12 protein-coding genes are annotated in these 17,338 nt (G+C 63.4%); 3 read left to right on the top strand and 9 right to left on the bottom strand.

Annotation, left to right across the window (positions count from 1 at the left end; all coding sequences use genetic code 11):
* Window positions 1-179: 179 nt before the first annotated feature.
* Genes GGD40_RS26130 through GGD40_RS26100 form a run of 7 tightly spaced genes read right to left on the bottom strand, consistent with a single transcriptional unit; the run spans window position 180 to window position 8,490 of the window.
* Window positions 180-1,343, bottom strand: a complete 1,164-nt coding sequence (locus GGD40_RS26130) for an iron-containing alcohol dehydrogenase (RefSeq protein WP_179745597.1) — start codon at window positions 1,341-1,343, stop codon at window positions 180-182.
* Window positions 1,340-1,648 carry a putative quinol monooxygenase gene (locus GGD40_RS26125; protein WP_179745596.1) on the bottom strand — a complete coding sequence of 103 codons (309 nt, stop codon included), beginning with the start codon at window positions 1,646-1,648 and terminating at the stop codon, window positions 1,340-1,342. The genes GGD40_RS26130 and GGD40_RS26125 overlap by 4 nt, the downstream gene beginning before the upstream one ends.
* Before the next feature lie 33 nt (window positions 1,649-1,681).
* Window positions 1,682-2,257, bottom strand: a complete 576-nt coding sequence (locus tag GGD40_RS26120; RefSeq protein ID WP_179711745.1) for a glycerol-3-phosphate responsive antiterminator — start codon at window positions 2,255-2,257, stop codon at window positions 1,682-1,684.
* A gap of 4 nt (window positions 2,258-2,261) precedes the next feature.
* Complete coding sequence (locus GGD40_RS26115; protein ID WP_179711748.1) at window positions 2,262-3,815, bottom strand: FAD-binding oxidoreductase; 1,554 nt, start codon at window positions 3,813-3,815, stop codon at window positions 2,262-2,264.
* Window positions 3,812-5,491: a glycerol-3-phosphate dehydrogenase/oxidase gene (locus GGD40_RS26110; protein WP_179745595.1), complete on the bottom strand. Its 1,680-nt coding sequence runs from the start codon at window positions 5,489-5,491 to the stop codon at window positions 3,812-3,814. The genes GGD40_RS26115 and GGD40_RS26110 overlap by 4 nt, the downstream gene beginning before the upstream one ends.
* 3 nt (window positions 5,492-5,494) lie before the next feature.
* Window positions 5,495-7,030, bottom strand: coding sequence for an FGGY family carbohydrate kinase (locus GGD40_RS26105; protein ID WP_179745594.1), 1,536 nt, complete (start codon window positions 7,028-7,030; stop codon window positions 5,495-5,497).
* Window positions 7,027-8,490 carry an MFS transporter gene (locus GGD40_RS26100; RefSeq protein ID WP_179745593.1) on the bottom strand — a complete coding sequence of 488 codons (1,464 nt, stop codon included), beginning with the start codon at window positions 8,488-8,490 and terminating at the stop codon, window positions 7,027-7,029. Before GGD40_RS26100 ends, GGD40_RS26105 begins: the two co-directional genes overlap by 4 nt.
* A 414-nt stretch (window positions 8,491-8,904) precedes the next feature.
* Between GGD40_RS26100 and GGD40_RS26095 the strand changes: the two genes are divergently transcribed.
* Window positions 8,905-9,576: an RNA polymerase factor sigma-70 gene (locus GGD40_RS26095; RefSeq protein WP_179745592.1), complete on the top strand. Its 672-nt coding sequence runs from the start codon at window positions 8,905-8,907 to the stop codon at window positions 9,574-9,576.
* Window positions 9,577-9,677: 101 nt separating this feature from the next.
* Here the strand turns inward: GGD40_RS26095 and GGD40_RS26090 are convergent, their stop codons facing one another.
* The gene (locus GGD40_RS26090) at window positions 9,678-11,333 is read right to left on the bottom strand and encodes an MFS transporter (protein ID WP_179745591.1); all 1,656 of its coding nucleotides are present in this window, start codon (window positions 11,331-11,333) and stop codon (window positions 9,678-9,680) included.
* Window positions 11,334-11,460: 127 nt separating this feature from the next.
* Between GGD40_RS26090 and GGD40_RS26085 the strand changes: the two genes are divergently transcribed.
* Window positions 11,461-12,378 (top strand): LysR family transcriptional regulator, encoded by a 918-nt coding sequence (locus tag GGD40_RS26085; protein WP_179745590.1) that lies wholly within the window; start codon window positions 11,461-11,463, stop codon window positions 12,376-12,378.
* A gap of 33 nt (window positions 12,379-12,411) precedes the next feature.
* On the opposite strand, the gene GGD40_RS26080 is transcribed toward GGD40_RS26085, so the two are convergent.
* On the bottom strand, window positions 12,412-14,595 hold the full coding sequence (locus GGD40_RS26080; RefSeq protein ID WP_179745589.1) for a TonB-dependent siderophore receptor: 2,184 nt from the start codon (window positions 14,593-14,595) through the stop codon (window positions 12,412-12,414).
* Window positions 14,596-15,006: 411 nt separating this feature from the next.
* Here GGD40_RS26080 and GGD40_RS26075 point away from each other — a divergent pair, with 411 nt between their 5' ends.
* The gene (locus GGD40_RS26075) at window positions 15,007-17,235 is read left to right on the top strand and encodes an NADP-dependent isocitrate dehydrogenase (RefSeq protein ID WP_179745588.1); all 2,229 of its coding nucleotides are present in this window, start codon (window positions 15,007-15,009) and stop codon (window positions 17,233-17,235) included.
* Window positions 17,236-17,338: the final 103 nt, after the last annotated feature.

Below are 17,338 nucleotides of genomic sequence, written 5' to 3'. Positions count from 1 at the left end.
CTTCGATAAAAACCCAATTTCCCCCCGTTCTCGAGCCCATGTTCCGGTGCGTGCTACGTAACGTTCCGAGCCGCCGTAACGGCGTGATGCCACTCAAACGACCAAAACGACCCAAACCACCCAGCCGTCAACGCAGCAGCTCCATCGTCCGCACCATCAACCACCCCTCAAGCACCCACTCAAAACGCAGCCGCATAAATCGCCAGCGCATCGGCCTCGCTAACCGGCCGCGGATTGTTCACCAGCAGCCGCGTCTGCAACATCGCGTCGCTCGCCATCCGTTCCAGCCCGCTGATCTCAATGCCGACGTCGCGCAGCCGCGCCGGAATCGCGGTCGCTGCGATCATCTGTTCGAGCCGCTGAATCAGCGCCTGAGTCTTGCTCTCGTCACTGCCCGTCACACCAGGCACGACGACGTCGGCAAGCTCCGCATACAGCGGCGCGGCCGCCGCGGCATTGAAGCGCAACACGTGCGGCAGCACGAGCGCATTCGAAAGACCATGCGGCACGTGATAAATACCGCCGATCGGATAAGCCAGCGCATGCACCGCGGCGACCGGCGAGTTGGCGAACGCCTGGCCCGCGAAGGTCGCGCCCAGCAGCATTGCCTCGCGCGCCTGACGGTTGTGGCCGTCCTCGCAGACGGGCAGCAGATTGCGCGACAACAGCTCCAGCGCTTTCACCGCGAGCAGATCGGAGACGGGATTCTTCAGATGCGCGGACGTGTACGCCTCGATGGCATGCACCATCGCATCGACACCGGTCGCCGCCGTCGCCGCGACGGGCAGCCCGAGCGTGAGTTCCGCGTCGAGGATCGCGAGATCCGCGATCAGTTGCGGCGCGACCACGCCCATTTTTTTCGCCTCGCCGACCGTCACGATCGACACGGCGGTGACTTCGGAACCGGTGCCCGCGGTCGTCGGCATTTGCACGAGCGGCAGGCGCGACGCGGTGACCTTGTTGACGCCGTACATCTCGCTGAGCTCCTGCTGCCGTTGCGGCGCCAGCACGGCGATCAGTTTCGCCACGTCCATCGACGATCCGCCGCCAAGTCCCAGCACGAGTTCGGCGCCGGCAATCCGCGCCCGCGACGTCGCTTCGAGCACGATGTGTTCGGGCGGATCGGCGATCACGTCGTGGATCACGGTGGCGTCCCAGCCGTGCGCGGCAAGATCGGCAAGCGCCGGATCCAGCAGACCGCTCGCGTGAAGAAACCCGTCGGTCACCACGCACACACGCGCAAGCGAAGGAAATTGCGCGCGCAACAAAGCGCCGAGTCGGCGCGCCGCACCATACTCGACGACCAGCGTCGGCACGGTCTGAAAACGGAAGGCGTTGGTCATGCCGTGTCTCCTGGCACCATGTGGCTCGACACTTCGCGCCGATCGAGCAGCGGAATGATGGTGCCGAAGCCAAGGCGCTGAAAGTGTTCGGTGTCGCGATGCTCGGCGAGGCCGTCGGCGTCGCTGTACTGCTCCAGGATCACGAAGTGATCCGGATTCAGCGGTGAGCGGAAAAATTCGTAGTAGAGATTCTTGGGCTCGGCGCGGGTGGCCGCGGCGAGCTCCGTTAGCGGCTCGATCAGCGCATCGCCGTTACCGGGTTTGGCGAAATAATTGGCGATCACCTGCAGATAAGCATGGGCCATCGATTACTCCAGCAAGTTGGGTACGTCTACGTTCTAACGTTCAGGATCCAGATTCCACATTGCACTGTCGCTGGTCGAGATCGCGACCGCGCCATGCTTCAACGCGTCGAACACGTCCCCCTTATTGCAGACGAAACCCGACGCGACGATGGGCGGCAACGCTTTGCGATCTTGCGTGGACAGATGCGAGAGCATGGGCGCAGGCATCAGTTGTACCAGATTCGGATCGCTTTGCTCGAGCGCCTTGACGCTGCGCGGCCAGGTGGAGCGGTCCGTCACGAACACCTTCTGCATCGTGACGAGACCGGCCCGATTGCCGCGCTGGATAGTGGCCACCCGGGTCGAGACGAGACTGGTGACGCCGATGTCCGCCAGATACTCGACCCCGCCTTTGTCCTGCGAAAGCCCGTCGCAACTGTCGATATTGACGATGACGTATTTGCCGGCCTTCGTCAGCGCCGCGACCACCGGGTGCAGTCGGCGCAAATCGACATTCGCGACGATGGTGATCTCGGCCGCGCTTTGCAGAAACATGTCGATCTGCTCGACGCCGTACAGCGTCGCGATGACCGGGTGGCGCGTCAGGCGCGCCCCAAGTGACTTGTCCATGGGATTACTGCTTCGCGTCGTGAGCTTGCTCGTCGGTGAGGCCAAGCTTGCCGGGATTGAGAATGTTCTTCGGGTCGAGCGTGCGCTTGACGGCCTGCAGAACCGGGAATGCGCTGCCGAGCGATTCGCTCATATACGGTGCGCGCAACAGACCGACGCCATGATGGTGGCTCAATGCTGCATTGTATTGGATGAGCACTGCGTTGGCGGCGTCCCAGGCGGCCCGATACCACGTCGCGCGATGCTCCACTTCGACTTCGCCGCGCAGCGAGAAGTAAAGGCAGGCGCCGTCCACGTACGCATGCGATTGGTGCGCGGAACCGGCGAGCGTGCCCGGCACCGCATTGATCGCCTTCACCACATCCGCGTAGATGCCCGGCAGATCCTTCCACGGTCCGGCCATTTCGAGCGTGTCGGCCACGAAACCGGGGCTGCGCTTGAAACCCTCCGCGCTCTTGCCTGTGAGGTAACGCGTGTCGAGCCACTTCTCGAAGATCGCCTTGTCGTCGAGACGCTCGCCCAGTTCCGCGCAAACACGTTCGCTGATCGTCAGCACCGCGTCGACCATTTCGCGCGCGCCTTCGTCGGCCACCAGCAGCACGTTCGACTCAGGCAGCCCGAACTGCACGCCGCTTTCGAGTTCGTCATACAGGCGCAAGGCCGCCGGATTCGCGCCCTGCTGCATGATCTGGCGGCACGCTTCGAGGCCGATCGCAAAGGTCCTGAAGCCGTAGGCGATCGCGCGGCCGTAGTCCGGCAGGCGATGCAGCTTCAGACGCACCCGCACGATCACGCCGAGCGTGCCTTCCGAGCCGATGAAAAGCTGCTGCAAATCCGGGCCGAGTGCCGCGCGCGAATAACCGCCCACGCTGATCAGGCTGCCGTCGGCGAGCACCACGTCCATGCCGAACACCATGTCCTCGATCTTGCCGTAACGCGTCGACAGTTGGCCCGCGCCGCGGCATGCGACCCAGCCGCCGACTGTGCTGATCGCGTACGACGACGGCCAATGACCCATTGTCATGCCGTAGTCGCGCTGGATGGTTTCTTCGAAGATGTCGCCGAACATGCCGGCCTCGACTTCGACGATCTGGCTGTCCTTGTCGAAACCCACCAGCCGGTTCAGCTCGCACACGTCCAGCACGATGCCGCCGCGTACCGGCAGCGCCGCACCGGTCACGTTGCTGCGGCCAGCGGAAACGGTGACGGGAATCGGCGCCGCGTTGGCGATGCGCATGACCGCCTGGATCTGCTCGACCGTGGAGACGCGCACGATCACCGCGTGCGGCGTGGCCGGTTTGCCGGCCGTTTCGGTCATCATCGAACCGGCCCACCAGTCGCGCGTCCAGGCGACTACGTCCGGCGCGAGCGTCAAGACTTCATCGGCGACCGCGCGCAGTGCGTCGATCTGTTGCGCACTCACTTGAACCGGATCGCGTTGCAGACCGGCTTCGTTTGTCGAGTCCTTGACGCTGGCCGCATAAGCCGGCGGGGTGTGCGCGCCGACAATGTAGTTGCCACGGTTATAGCCACGCTTGATTGCTTCCTTGCTGATCATTCGGTATCTCCCATAAGAACAGACTTTTCATGTTCGACGGCGGCGACGTAGTCGCTCACCTGCTGTGCGACGACCGCGGCGGACAAGCCGAGCTCCGTCTGTAAAATTTCACCGACGCGCGCGGCGGCGCGCGCGGATGCGTCGCGCGCCATCAGGCGGGCGCGGATGCGACGCGACAGGATGTCGTCCACATTGCACGCGAGTTCGTGACGGACCGCGTAAAGCACTTCGGCTTCGGTGTAGGGCAGTCCTTCGACGATCGGCTTCAGCAAGCCCGCATCGCTCTCGAGCATGTCGCTGACGAAGTGCGCCTCCGTGCCGTAACGCTCGCCCAGTTGCGCCGACAAACCACCCGACGCGACGATCGCTTGCGAGTCGTAGCCCGCCGCGCCGAGCAGATACGCGGATTGGGTTCGGCATTTCGCGCGCTTGCCGAGCACCTTTTGCGCGGCGTCGATGGTCTGCTCGGCCATGTGCCGCGAGGTCGTGAGCTTGCCGCCGACGATCGTGACGAGGCCGTCCGGCGCGACATTGATTTCATGGTTACGCTTCATTTCCAGCGTTTTTCCACCGGGCGGTCCGACCAGCGGCCGGCATCCGGCGATGCTGCCCACTGCGTCCTCGGCGCACAGATCGGTCTTCAGCGCGGAGCGCGCGCCTTCGATCAGGAAGTCGAGTTCCTGCCGGGTGCAGCAAACGTCGTCGAGATTGCCGCGGTAGTCTTCGTCGGTGGTGCCGAGATACGACACGTTGCCCCAGCGCGTGATGGTCGCGCGGCGATTGCGGCCCGGCACCGGAATCGTCACCGTGCAATCGTTGCGGATCTTCAGCCACGGAATCGCCACGTGTACGCCTTTGGCAGGACGAATCTGCAAGGCCGCCGGATCGTTCTTCTTGCGGCCATTCCAGTCACGCAGCCACACGCCCGTGGCCATCACCACCACACCGCCGCGGACGCGAATCTCGCGGCCGTCGGCCTGCACGATTACGCCATCCACGTTGCCGTTGCCATTGCGCGTGATATTGACGGCTTTCGCGTGATTCACCACCGCCGCGCCGTGAAACGCCGCCGTGCGGGCGAGATTCAGCGTGAGGCGGGCGTCGTCGACGCGCGCATCGAAATACATGAAACCGCCGGTGAGGTTCTCTTCGTTGAAGGTCGGGCAGTGCGACAGCACCTCGGCCTTGCTCAGCTTCTGATGCAGGATGCCCTCGCGCCAGCCACCCGCAATGTCATAAGTCCACAACAGGCTCTCGAAGGCTTTCGCGAGGCGTTTGTCGAATACGCCGTCCTTTTCCATGACGGGAAACAGGAACGGCAAGCGTTGCACCAGGTGCCGCGCGTTGCGGCGTAGACGCTGCCGTTCCAGCAGCGAATGACGCACGAGGCCCAGATTGCCCTGCTCGATATAACGCAAACCGCCATGCACCATCTTCGACGACTTCGACGACGTGCCCGACGCGAAATCGCTCTTTTCAAGCAGCGCGACACGATAGCCGCGCAGGCTCGCGTCGAACGCCGCGTAAGCGCCAGTCACGCCGCCGCCCACGATCACGATGTCGAATGCTTCGTTGCCGAGCCGCTCCAGCTGTTCGGCGCGCACCATGCGCAGCGGTTCGGTGCCGGTCATCTCAGCGCGCTCTTTCGAGGCCTTTCTGGATGGAATAAACAACATGTTTCAGTCCCCGCTACCGTTATCGAATGCACTTGCGTGGGCGAGTTCCGCCTCGACTCTTGCTTGCCATGACGCTCGCCGCTTCGCGCGTGTTTCGGAATTCGCCGACGGTTCGAACACCGCGTTGGTGACGGTGGTGGCGCGTGCGTGTTGCAGCGAGTCCCACAACAGGCCTGACGAACCCGCGAGAAACGCCGCGCCGCGCAGGCTCGCGCGGTCGCTTTCATGCATGCGCCGCACCGGCATGCCGCTCAGGTCGGCCTGGATTTGCAGCAGCGTGTCGCTGCCGGACAGGCCGCCGCCGACCACCAGTTCCGACGCTTCGACATCCGCGATCGACTGATTGGCGTCGATACACAACGTGACCGACTGCGCGATGCCTTCCAGAATCGCGTACGCGATTTCAGCTTGAGTCGTGGCGATGGAAATGCCACTGAGCGACGCGCGCGCCTTGGGCTGTAACTGCGGCACGCGCAACCCGGTCAACGCGGGCAGGAAGGCGACGCCGCGCGCGGAACCGACGGTTGCGGCGAGCGTGCTGATTTGCGCGGGGTTGTCGAACCAGTGCAATTTCTCGCAGATCCAGTTCAGCGCGGAACCGGTCGTTGCGACGAAGGTCTCGAGCGAGAAGTGGGATACCCCATGCTGGCGGCGCGCGGTCATCGTCAGGGTGCCGTCGTGTGAAGTTCCCGTGACGGGCGGCACTTGCGTGCCGACCAGCAGGTCGACGAAGCTGCCCGTGCCGTGCACGCACATCGACTGACCGCGGTCAAGGCAGCCGAGACCTACGGCGCCGGCAAGCTGATCGCCCGCGCAAGCGAGAATGGGCACATCGATGCCGAGCACATCGGCGCGAGTGCGGCCGAATTCGTCGGCATCCTGACGGAGTTCCGGCAGTAGCGCCTGGGGGAATTCGAGCGCGTCGATCCAGTCGAGGCAATAGCGGTGCCCGCCAAGCAGATAGGCGCTAGCCGAGGTCGCGTTGGTCGGGGTCGTCACGCACGCGCGGTCGGTGGAGAGATGCCACAACAGCCATGTGTCGATCGTGCCGAACGCGAGACGGCGCTCGCGATTCGCGAGAATGACCGACGGTGTGGTCCGCAAATGATGCGCGGCCCACAGATAAGGCGAGCGGACGCCGGCGGGGCGCCCCACGAGTTCGATCAGCGTGCGGTCCCACTGTTCGGCGAGCTGGTCCAGTTCGGCGGCGTGACGTGTGTCCTGCCAGACCATCGCGGGCACCAGCGCACGGCCCGTGCGGGTGTCCCACAACACGGCCGTCGCGCGTTGCGTCGCAATGGCCAGCGCAACGACGTTCAACTGTTCGCTTGCCGCGCGCGCGAGCGTCGCGCGGCATACGGCGATGGTTTTCTCAAGAATGACATTCGCGTTCTGCTCGACGACACCGGGCCGCGGACTGTCCACCTGCAACGGCTGGTACGCGAGACAGGAGACTTGCCCGTCGGCGGAGACGACGGCCGCGCGCGTGCCGGACGTCCCCTCGTCGATTGCGAGAATAACGTTTCGATTACGGGTCATCGCTGGGATTTCTCGATTGCCGGGTTGATGAAGACGGGTGCCTGCTCCGTGTCGCTTTTGAATTGCGGCGCGTCGGGTTCGTTATCGGGCGTGATGGCGGTGCGCGTCGGATCCCACTTGATCAGGAAGCAGATCACGCTCGCCACCAGCGGCACGATGGCGAGAATCAGGAAGGTCCGGTCGAGGCCGTAGTGCTCGCGAAACAGTGGAAACACCAGTAGACCTAGCGCCGCGCCGATCGAACCGAGCGCGCCGATCACGCCGTTGGCGCCCGCGCGGATCTCGCTACGAAACGATAGAGACGACAGACTTTTGCCGTTCGCGCCGGGCCCCGACGAGTGAAACAGGATGAACAGCGACGGCACGATGACCGCGAGCCATAGCGGCATCTTCGAACCGAACAGACCGAGCACGACCAGCATCGCGAAGACCGCCGCGAAGCCGAAAGCGGACGCACGCCGCAAGCCGAACCGCTTGCCGACCACCGGCGACATGAATCCGCCCAGGATGCCGAACACGTTGAACAGCAGAGCGCCGAGCGTCGCGTAGATGAAGTCCTTACCGAACAGCGCGGCGCTGATCAGCGGCAGATACCAGCCGATCGCAAAGTACTGAATGGATTGCCCGACCTGCACGGTCGCGGCAAGAAGGGTGCGCGGCAGATAGACGCCGCGGAAGATCAACGTGAGATTGGCGAACCCGCGCTGTGCCTGATTCAGCACCGGCACGCGTTCTTCGACCGGTGCGGCGGCGAAGGGGCGGCCATAGATACGGCTCATCGCGGTGGCGGCGTCGACCAGACGCTCCTTGCGCGCAAGCCAGATCGGACTCTCGACCAGAAACGCCCGCTGTAGCGCGAGGATAGCGAGACCGAAGACGGCGGTTGCGGCGACCGAGTAACGCCAGATCGAATCGCCCACATGCCACGAGTTGAACAGCAGCGCGAGCAGCAGGTTCGAGCAGACGGCCGAGTACCACATACCCTGCCACGCATTGAGGCGGCTCTTCAGTTTGACCGGCGTGAACTCCGCGAGCATGGCCATCGCGATTGCGAAGTCGATGCCGTAAGCCATGCCGACAAAGAAGCGCCCCGCCAGAATGACTTTGAAGCCCGGCGCGAACACCACCAGCACCGCGCCGATCACCGCGAGAAATTTGGCCAGCACCAGAGGACGGATGCGCCCCCATCGATCGGCCATCCAACCGCCGATCGGATTGAAGGCAATGGCGACCCATGACGCGAACGACGTCATGAGCGCGATTTGCGGTGCGTCCAGATGAAGATCCCGCGTCATGGGCCCGAGGCCCGCGCTTAGAGCGGAATTGGAGAATGCGTCGAGAAACAGGCCACCGAGCGCCAGCCACCAGATAACGCCGGCTCTACCGGGAATGCCTGAACATGAGTCGATGAACGAGATGACATCGTCGATGCCACGAATCTTTAGCGCGACTGTCTGCACAATCGGTCTCCTTTAGTTTTTCTGTAAGAGGCCGGTGCTGTTCGCGGTGCAAATCGTATACGCGCAAGAGACCATCTTACAGATAGTCTCTTATCTAGATCTGCAGGCAAACTTTATGATGCGTCTCAATAAGTGTCAAGCGTTGAATCGACGTGCGTTGGCCTGATGAGAGGCAGGGATTTCCACTATTGCACGACGCTGTCGATCAGCGGGTCACGACGCAAATAATACGGATGACGAAATGATTCCGATGTCGCTCGAAGCCGAATGTTGACCTCCGCCGAACCGGCGCCGGCGGATGCCGATCACCGGCCAAAGCGCGCAAACCCGTGAGGCTATTTTTCTCTGGTATTGAGAATCATTCGCATTTAAGGTAAATTGGCGCCCTGTCCTTTTCAGAAGCGGAGCGCGCATATGGCCGAGGTATTCGTCCGGCGGGAGTCTTCAACAGCGATACCCATGTCGGCGATCGACGCCGGCGTCGCTTGTCCGCCTGCGTCGCGGCCTATGCGCGATCGAGGTCGCGCGGTCGATTGGAAGAAGGCCGCGCTGCTCGACGTGCTGATCGACAACCGGCCGATGCTCGTCGATCTGGCGTGCAGCTTCGTGGGTTGCGCGAGCCTTGCGGAAGACGTGGTGCACGACGTCTTCATCAAGCTCGTCGATTTCCGCGATCAGGAGGCCGTTCGTCAACCGGTGGCCTACGTAACCCGCATGGTGCACAACGCTTCTGTCGATGCGTCGCGCCGCCAGAGTCAGGAAGACACGTATCACGCCGACCGGGATCACGGTCTGCACGTGCCTTCGCCTGAGCCTTCGCCCGAAGCGGCGCTGCTCATGCGCGACACGCTGCGGCACGTCTACAACGCGCTCGAAGAATTGCCGCCGCGCAGTCGGGCGGCATTCGAAATGGTGCGCTTGCGTGAGGAAACGCTGCAAAACACGGCCCGCGCGCTCGACGTCTCGCCAACGCGGGTTCACGTCATGGTGCGCGACGCCGAGCGGCATTGCGCCGACAGTCTCGACGCGTGCAATCGTGGCGTGGCCGGTCCTGGGTTCTGCAGCGGCCGCGCGCGTCGACGGTGAAGGGAGACGGGCGTATGTCGAGCGGTCGAGGGCGCCGCTCTGCTGCCGCGAGTCGCTGACGCACGGCTTAACACGAGTCCCGCGAGCCGCTCACGCACGGCCTAACACGAGTCACACCGAACCGCTTGCCGCGAGACTGAAGTCGCGTTGCCGCCCAACTTCCTCGACGCACTTCCCGAGATCACGAAACTGAGCACGGCGAGTATCGCCACGCCGACGCCGCCGTACAGCATCACCCAGCCGAAACCTTCCATCAGCGCGGCATGCACGATGCTGCCGCCCGGGTCGATGTGCGCTAACGCTGGAATGCCGCGCTTCACCGCGTCTGCATCGCCCGCTGCGATTTTCTCCGCGAGGCGGCCGAGCGACATCGTATCGAGCGCACCGGGCAGTCGCGCTTTCAGTTCGAACAGAATGCCGCTCACCAGGATCGCACCCATCAACGCAATGTTGATCGCAAGCGTGATCATGCGCGCGCTCATGTCGATGCCGGACGCCATGCCCGCGCGCTCGGGCGGAACCGCGGCGGTCGTCGTATTGGTGACCGGTGTGTTGGTGAGGCCGAGGCCCGCGCCGGCCAGCACGCAACCTGGCAACATGCTCCACACACCAGGATGCGCGACGCTGCTGCCGAGTTTCATCAGCATGAAGCCGACGCCGATGGTCAGCAGACCCGCCGGTATCGCGATGCCCGAGCCGTAGCGCAAAGCAAGGCGTTCGCCGAGCGGCGGGAACAGCAGCGTGGGCAGCGTGTAGGCGAGCAAGGCCAGGCCGGCGCTCACGCTGTCGTAGCCGAGACCGATCTGGAAATAAATCGGCAGGTAAATCATGAATGGCCAGAAGCTGAAGTTCATGCCCGCCGAGCCCATCAGCGCACCGGAAAACTGCGGGATCCGGAACACCGAAAAATCGAACATAGGCCGCGCGCTGAAGCGCTCCGCGCAGAGAAAAGCCACGAAGGCGAGCGTGGTCGCCACGAGAACGAAGATCGCGCGCGGACTGCTGAGCCCGAGCTCCGACACCTGCGTGATGAAGTACACGAGGCCGAACACGGCGAGCGACAGCGTGACGATGCCGGCGATGTCGAGCGTATGCGCATGCGGATCGCGCGATTCCTGCACGCCGCCGAACACCAGTATCAACGTGACGATGGCGAGCACCGCGTGCACCCAGAAGACCCATTGCCAACTCGACACCGCCACGATCATCCCGCCGATGATCGGTCCGAAGCCGAGCCCGATGCCGAAGATGATCCCCCACGCGCTGAACGCGCGGGCGCGCTCGGGGCCGTCGCTGAACTGATGCGACAGCACGGCCACCTGGCAGATCAGCATCGCGCCGCCGCTCGCGCCTTGCAGCAAACGCGCGACGATCAGCGTCGGCACGCTTTCCGCGAGACCGCAGATCAGCGAGGTGACACCAAACAGCGCGATGCCGATAACAAAAATCCGCCGCCGTCCAAAGCGATCCGCCAGCGTGCCGGTCGCCATCAGCACGGTCGTGACCGCGAGCGTGTAGGCATTCATGATCCACTGCATGCCTTTGAAGTCGCTGTGCAGCACGCGTTCGAGCGTAGGCAGGATCACCGGCACGCTGGAGATTTCCAGGCCGAACATCAGCGACGCGAGACAGACCGCGCCGAGCGCCAACGTGTTTTTGCGGATCGAAAAGAAGCCGAGGAGCCGTACGGCGGCGGGTTCGCTCAATTCGAGCGTTCGTTGGTCGGGCCGTGGCGGCGCGTTGGAATGCGTGGACATGAAATTTCACCTCGATCGTCGGCGGGCGTGGCCACCATGGAATGGGTAATATAGGGGGAATTCACGTCCCGATTGACACGTTTAAATCCCAGCACTGCATCGTGTACGGACCCAATAAGGCAAGGAAATGAGCGACATCCTCGATGGTGTGACGACGTTCGTGCGCGTCGTCGAAACGGGCAGTTTCGCGCTGGCGGCCGAACGCCTGGAGCTCACGCGTTCGGCGGTCGGCAAAGTGATCGTGCGGCTTGAAAAGCGGCTCGGCGTGCGGCTGATCAACCGGACCACGCGCAGTCAAAGCCTCACCGAAGACGGGCAGGCCTACTACGACCGCTGCGTGCGCGCGCTCGCCGAACTCGAAGCCGCCGAAGCCGATCTGGACTCAGGGCGGCGCGAGCCGAAGGGGCGTCTGCGGGTCAGCGTGCCGCAGTGCTTCGGCCATCACTGCGCGGCGCCGGTGCTGCTTGAGCTGGCGCGCCGTCATCCGCAATTGACGATCGACATTTCGATTAGCGATCGTTTCGTCGACGTGGTGGAAGAGGGCTTCGATCTGGTCGTGCGAGTCGGACCGCTCGCCGACAGCGTGAGTCTCGCGGCCCGCAAACTGGGCATGCAATACGCGAGTATCGGCGCTGCGCCGGCCTATCTGGCGCGGCACGGCACGCCGCGCAATGTGGATGAATTGCGCGGCCACTCGGTGATCGCGTACGTGCGCGGCGGCTTGCCGATGCCGTGGGACGTGGTCGACGTCGACGGTCAGGTGCGTCGCGCGCAGGTGCATCCGCAATTGGGTTTCGACGACATGCAGGGGATTGTCGACGCGGCGGTCGCGGGCTTTGGGCTCGCGTGGTTGCCGAGCTGGCTGCTGGCGCGTCACGCCGGCAAGGGCGAACTGGTGACGGTGATGGAGAATTGTTTTCGGCCCGCGCAGGAGATTCACGCAGTGTGGCCGAAGAGCCGGTATCTGGCGTTGAAGACGCGTTGCGCGATCGACGCGCTGGTCGCCGGGATTCCGGCGATGCTCGGGGCGCCTGCGGCGGGTTAGGCCAGCTCAGGCACCCCGATCTCGCGCGTTGCTTTAGAACAGCAACGTCGCGCTAGCGACAGCGGTGCGCGTCGGCGAAGGCGACACGAACGAACCCCAGGCGGTGGTCCAGTAGCGACGGTTGAGCAGGTTGTTGATGCCCGCGCGGAACGTCACGTCCTGGCCGGCGATTTTCGTCTCGTAGCGGCCGCTCAGATCGTAAGTGACATACGACGGCACGAACTGCGAGTTGGCGGCATCGACGGCCTGGTTGCCTACGTACTTGCCGCCGAACGCCAGCGTCAGCGGACGCAGATACGCCGGGTTGTACTCGACGCGGCCCGTCACGGTGAAGCGCGGCGCGCCATACACGCGTTTGCCGTCGATGTTCGGATCGTCCACGTCCACGGCCTTCGCATCGAGCCACATCACGCCGCCCATCACGCGCCATTCGTTCGTCAGCGCGAGCCAGCCGCTGGCGTCGACGCCGGTGTAGCGCTTGGTGCCGTTCTGCACGAAGTAGTTGCTGACGTTCGTGTAGTTGTAGCCCTGGTCCACGCGGAACAGCGCGACATTGGCGCCCCACTTGGCGTGATCCGTCTTGAAGCCGATTTCGTACTGCTTGCTGCGCATCGGGCCGTAGGTTGCGGGGTAGTTCAGGTTGGTGTTGCCGGCCGCGCCGCCCTGTTGCAGCGATTCGACGTAGCTCGTGTACAGCGTCGAATACGGGTCGGTCTTGAACATCAGCGCGAGGGTCGGCGTAACCGGGCTCGCGCTGTATTGCGACGTCACGGCGGCGGTCGTGTCGTAGACGTTCTGGCGGTACTGCGTGTAACGCACGCCGAGCAGCGCCGACAGCCGCGATGTGAATTGCACCGTATCGCTCGCGTACACCGCGGCCTGCGTGGTGCGCTGCTGACGATACAGGTCCGAGCCGATGCTGACTTCGCTGTTGGTCAGCAGCGTGGTGTTGTACAGATTGCCGGTGCCGAGCGCGTAGCCCGTGTTCCAGCCGGTGCTGTTGCTGTACTCGCTGGTCTGCGTCTGGAAGCCCGCGCCGACCACCACGTCATGCTTGACGCTGCCGGTGTTGAACTGGCCTTGTACCATCGCGTCGACGTTCTGATAGAAGTAGCGCGTCATCGCCGCATAGAGCGTGTTCGTGTAATTGCCCGCCGTGTCGGTGACGTACAGGAAGCTATCCGAATTGGTGCGGTTCTCCTTGGCGAAGCGGTACTTCAGGCTCGCGTGCCAGTTCTCCGACAGACGGTAGTCGAGACCCGTGCCGAACGACGCCATCTCGGTCTGGTAGTAGTTCTGCGGCTGGGTCAAACCGGCAATGTCGATCTTGCTCGCGTCCGGAATGCCGCCGGCGCCGATCCCGAGACCGAACAGCGTGCCGTTGGTTTTGCGCTTCTGGTAGAACGCGTCGGCGGTCCAGGTCAGGTCCGGCGTGATGCGGAAGTCCAGCGCCAGCGACGCCACCTGACGGCGCACATGGCCGTTCGGTTCGGCGGTGTTGCCGTCTTCGTTGACGAGGTTAAGGCGATAGCCGAACCGGTTGTCGTTGCCGAAGCGGCCGCCCAGGTCGACCGCCTCGGTGAACACGCCGGCCGATTTATAGCCGAGGGTGATGCTGCGGTACGGCGTGTCGGTCGGCCGCTTCAGCACGTAGTTGACGATGCCGCCCGGCGAGCCGAAGCCGTACATGAAGCCCGACAAACCCTTGAGCAGTTCGACCTGCTCGAACGGTTCGAGCGACAGGTCGGTGTCCCACGAGGGGAAAGTCTGGCCGTCCACCTTGATGCTGTTCAGCGTGTCGATCGGCATGCCGCGCACGTTGAACATGGAGTTTTCGGCGAGCGCGTTGTCGCTGCTGATCGACACGGCCGGGTCGTACTTGAACAGGTCGTTGGCGGTGGTCGCGAACAGATCCTGCGCTTCGTCGCTCGTCACGACGTGGGTCGAGAACGGCGTGTCGATCTGCTTGCGCGAACCCAGTGCGCCGGCGCTGACGGTATCGGCCTGCGCCACGGTGGTGTCTTTCGATGCCGAAATCTTCACGGCCGGCAAGGTGGCGGCGGCGTCGCTGGCCGGGGCGGCTTGCGCCCATCCGCTCGATGACAGGGTGGAAAGCGTTAAACCCACACTAACGAGGAGTCCGGCGCTAAGCAGCGACGGAGCGCGGCGCGGGCCGCGCGCAAACGCCGGACGGCCGGCGATAGAAAGAGTCTGCATATTGTTCGAGTTGGACAGGCTGCCACCGTCGCGCACCGAAACGGTGCGAACGGCATCGTGCGAGCGAGTGACGGTTAAACGGACGGTGAAAAAACGAGCGTACGAATGTTAATGCATCTGATTCGCATTAACAAATTATTTGAAAGGTGACGTGAGTCATCTATAAGACATCTGTCGTAAGACCTAGGGCATTGGCCTCAAAGCCTTATCGGGCGGGGCTCGACCCCATCGAGACCGGTTCGCGGACATGTTTGTTTAACAGCGAGTAGAGGAAAACACGCATATACTCACGGTCGGGCCGTAAAAAGTAGTGCCGTGCATCGCGCGGCGTTTTTGCAGCTTCGTCGCAACCTCGCCGGCTCAGCGCTACCAAACGCTCTGTCTATCACTTCACCTAGCAAAGCCTCGAACATGTCCACACCGCCGAAGATCATCTACACCCTGACCGACGAAGCCCCCGCACTGGCGACCTACTCGCTGCTGCCGATCGTCAAGGCGTTCACGCGCTCGTCCGACGTGATCGTTGAAACGCGCGATATCTCGCTTGCCGGCCGGATCATTGCTGCCTTTCCGGACTACCTGAGCGCGGAACAGAAGGGTTCCGACGATCTGGCTGAACTGGGTGGACTCACCACGCGTCCGGAAGCGAACATCGTCAAGTTGCCGAACATCAGCGCGTCGGTGCCGCAACTGAAGGCCGCGATCACCGAACTGCGCGATCAGGGCTTCAAACTGCCGGCTTACCCCGACGTCGCCACGACAGACGCTGAAAAAGACGTCAAGGCGCGCTACGACAAGATCAAGGGCAGCGCGGTCAACCCGGTGCTGCGCGAAGGCAATTCGGACCGCCGCGCGCCGCTGTCGGTCAAGAACTACGCTCGCAAGCATCCGCACAAGATGGGCGCGTGGACGTCGGACTCGAAGTCGCACGTCTCGCACATGAGCGGCGGCGATTTCTACGGCAGCGAAAAATCGGCGCTGATCGCAGCGGCCGGCGCCGTGAAGATCGAACTGACAGCAACCGACGGCACGAAGACGGTCCTGAAAGAAAAGACCAACGTGCAAGCGGGCGAGATCATCGACGCGTCGGTGTTGAGCAAGAACGCGCTGCGCAGCTTCATCGAAGCGGAAATCGCCGACGCGAAGGCCAAGGGCGTGCTGTTCTCGGTGCACCTGAAAGCCACCATGATGAAGGTGTCGGATCCGATCATCTTCGGTCAGGTGGTGTCGGTGTTCTACAAAGACGTGCTGACCAAGCACGCCGACGCGCTGGCGCAAGCCGGCTTCAACCCGAACAACGGTATTGGCGACCTGTACGCGCGCCTGAAAGACCTGCCGGCGGCAACGGTCGAAGCGATCGAAGCCGACATGAAGGCGCAATACGCCGCGCGCCCGCAACTGGCCATGGTCAATTCGGACAAGGGCATCACCAGCCTGCACGTACCGAGCGACGTGATCGTCGACGCGTCCATGCCGGCCATGATTCGCGAGTCCGGCAAGATGTGGGGCACCGACGGCAAGCTGCACGACGCCAAGGCCGTGATTCCGGACCGCTGCTACGCGGGCGTGTATCAGGTGGTGATCGAAGATTGCAAGAAGCACGGCGCGTTCGATCCGGTCACCATGGGTACGGTGCCGAACGTCGGCCTGATGGCGCAAGCCGCTGAAGAATACGGCTCACACGACAAGACGTTCCATATCCCCGCGAACGGCGTGGTCCGCGTGACCGACGCAGCCGGCACGGTGCTGATCGAACAAACGGTGGAAGCCGGCGACATCTGGCGCATGTGCCAGACCAAAGACGCACCGGTGCAGGACTGGGTCAAGCTCGCGGTGAACCGCGCCCGTGCCACCGGCACGCCGGCCATCTTCTGGCTGGACGCGGCGCGCGCGCACGACGCCCAGATCATCAAGAAGGTCGAGCAATACCTGAAGGACCACGACACCACCGGTCTGGACATTCGCGTCATGACGCCGGTCGAGGCAACGCAGTTCTCGCTGGACCGCATCCGCGCCGGCAAGGACACGATCTCGGTCACCGGCAACGTGCTGCGCGACTACCTGACCGACCTGTTCCCGATCATGGAACTGGGCACCAGCGCGAAGATGCTGTCGATCGTCCCGCTGATGGAGGGCGGCGGTCTGTTCGAAACGGGCGCGGGCGGTTCGGCGCCGAAGCACGTTCAGCAACTGGTCGAAGAAGGCTTCCTGCGTTGGGATTCGCTGGGTGAATTCCTGGCGTTGGCGGCGTCGCTCGAACACCTGAGCAATGCGTATCACAACCCGAAGGCGCAGATTCTGGCCAAAACGCTGGATCAGGCAACCGGCAAGTTCCTCGACAACGACAAGTCGCCGGCGCGCAAGGTCGGCGGTATCGACAACCGCGGCAGCCACTTCTACCTGGCCATGTACTGGGCGGAAGCGCTCGCGGCGCAAACCGAAGACGCGGCGTTGCAGGCGCAGTTCGCCGGCGTGGCGAAGGCCATGGCCGACAACGAAGCGAAGATCATCGAAGAACTGGCCGCTGCGCAAGGCAAGCGGGTGGAAATCGGTGGTTACTACCGTCCGAACGTCGAACTGACGAGCAAGGCCATGCGCCCGAGCGCCACGCTGAACAAGATCGTGGACGCGGTGGCATAAAGTAGTCGATGCACTAGCCAGGGCCGCAGCAACACCTGCGCAAACCGCACGGAAGTAAGCAGCAAGCACGACGATGGCGCTCTCGAGCGCCATCGTCGTTTTC

This window comes from Paraburkholderia bryophila, assembly GCF_013409255.1.
In the GTDB taxonomy this organism is placed as follows: Bacteria; Pseudomonadota; Gammaproteobacteria; order Burkholderiales; family Burkholderiaceae; genus Paraburkholderia.
Note: the sequence above shows the minus strand (reverse complement) of the source record. Positions and strands in the feature narration are given on the sequence as shown.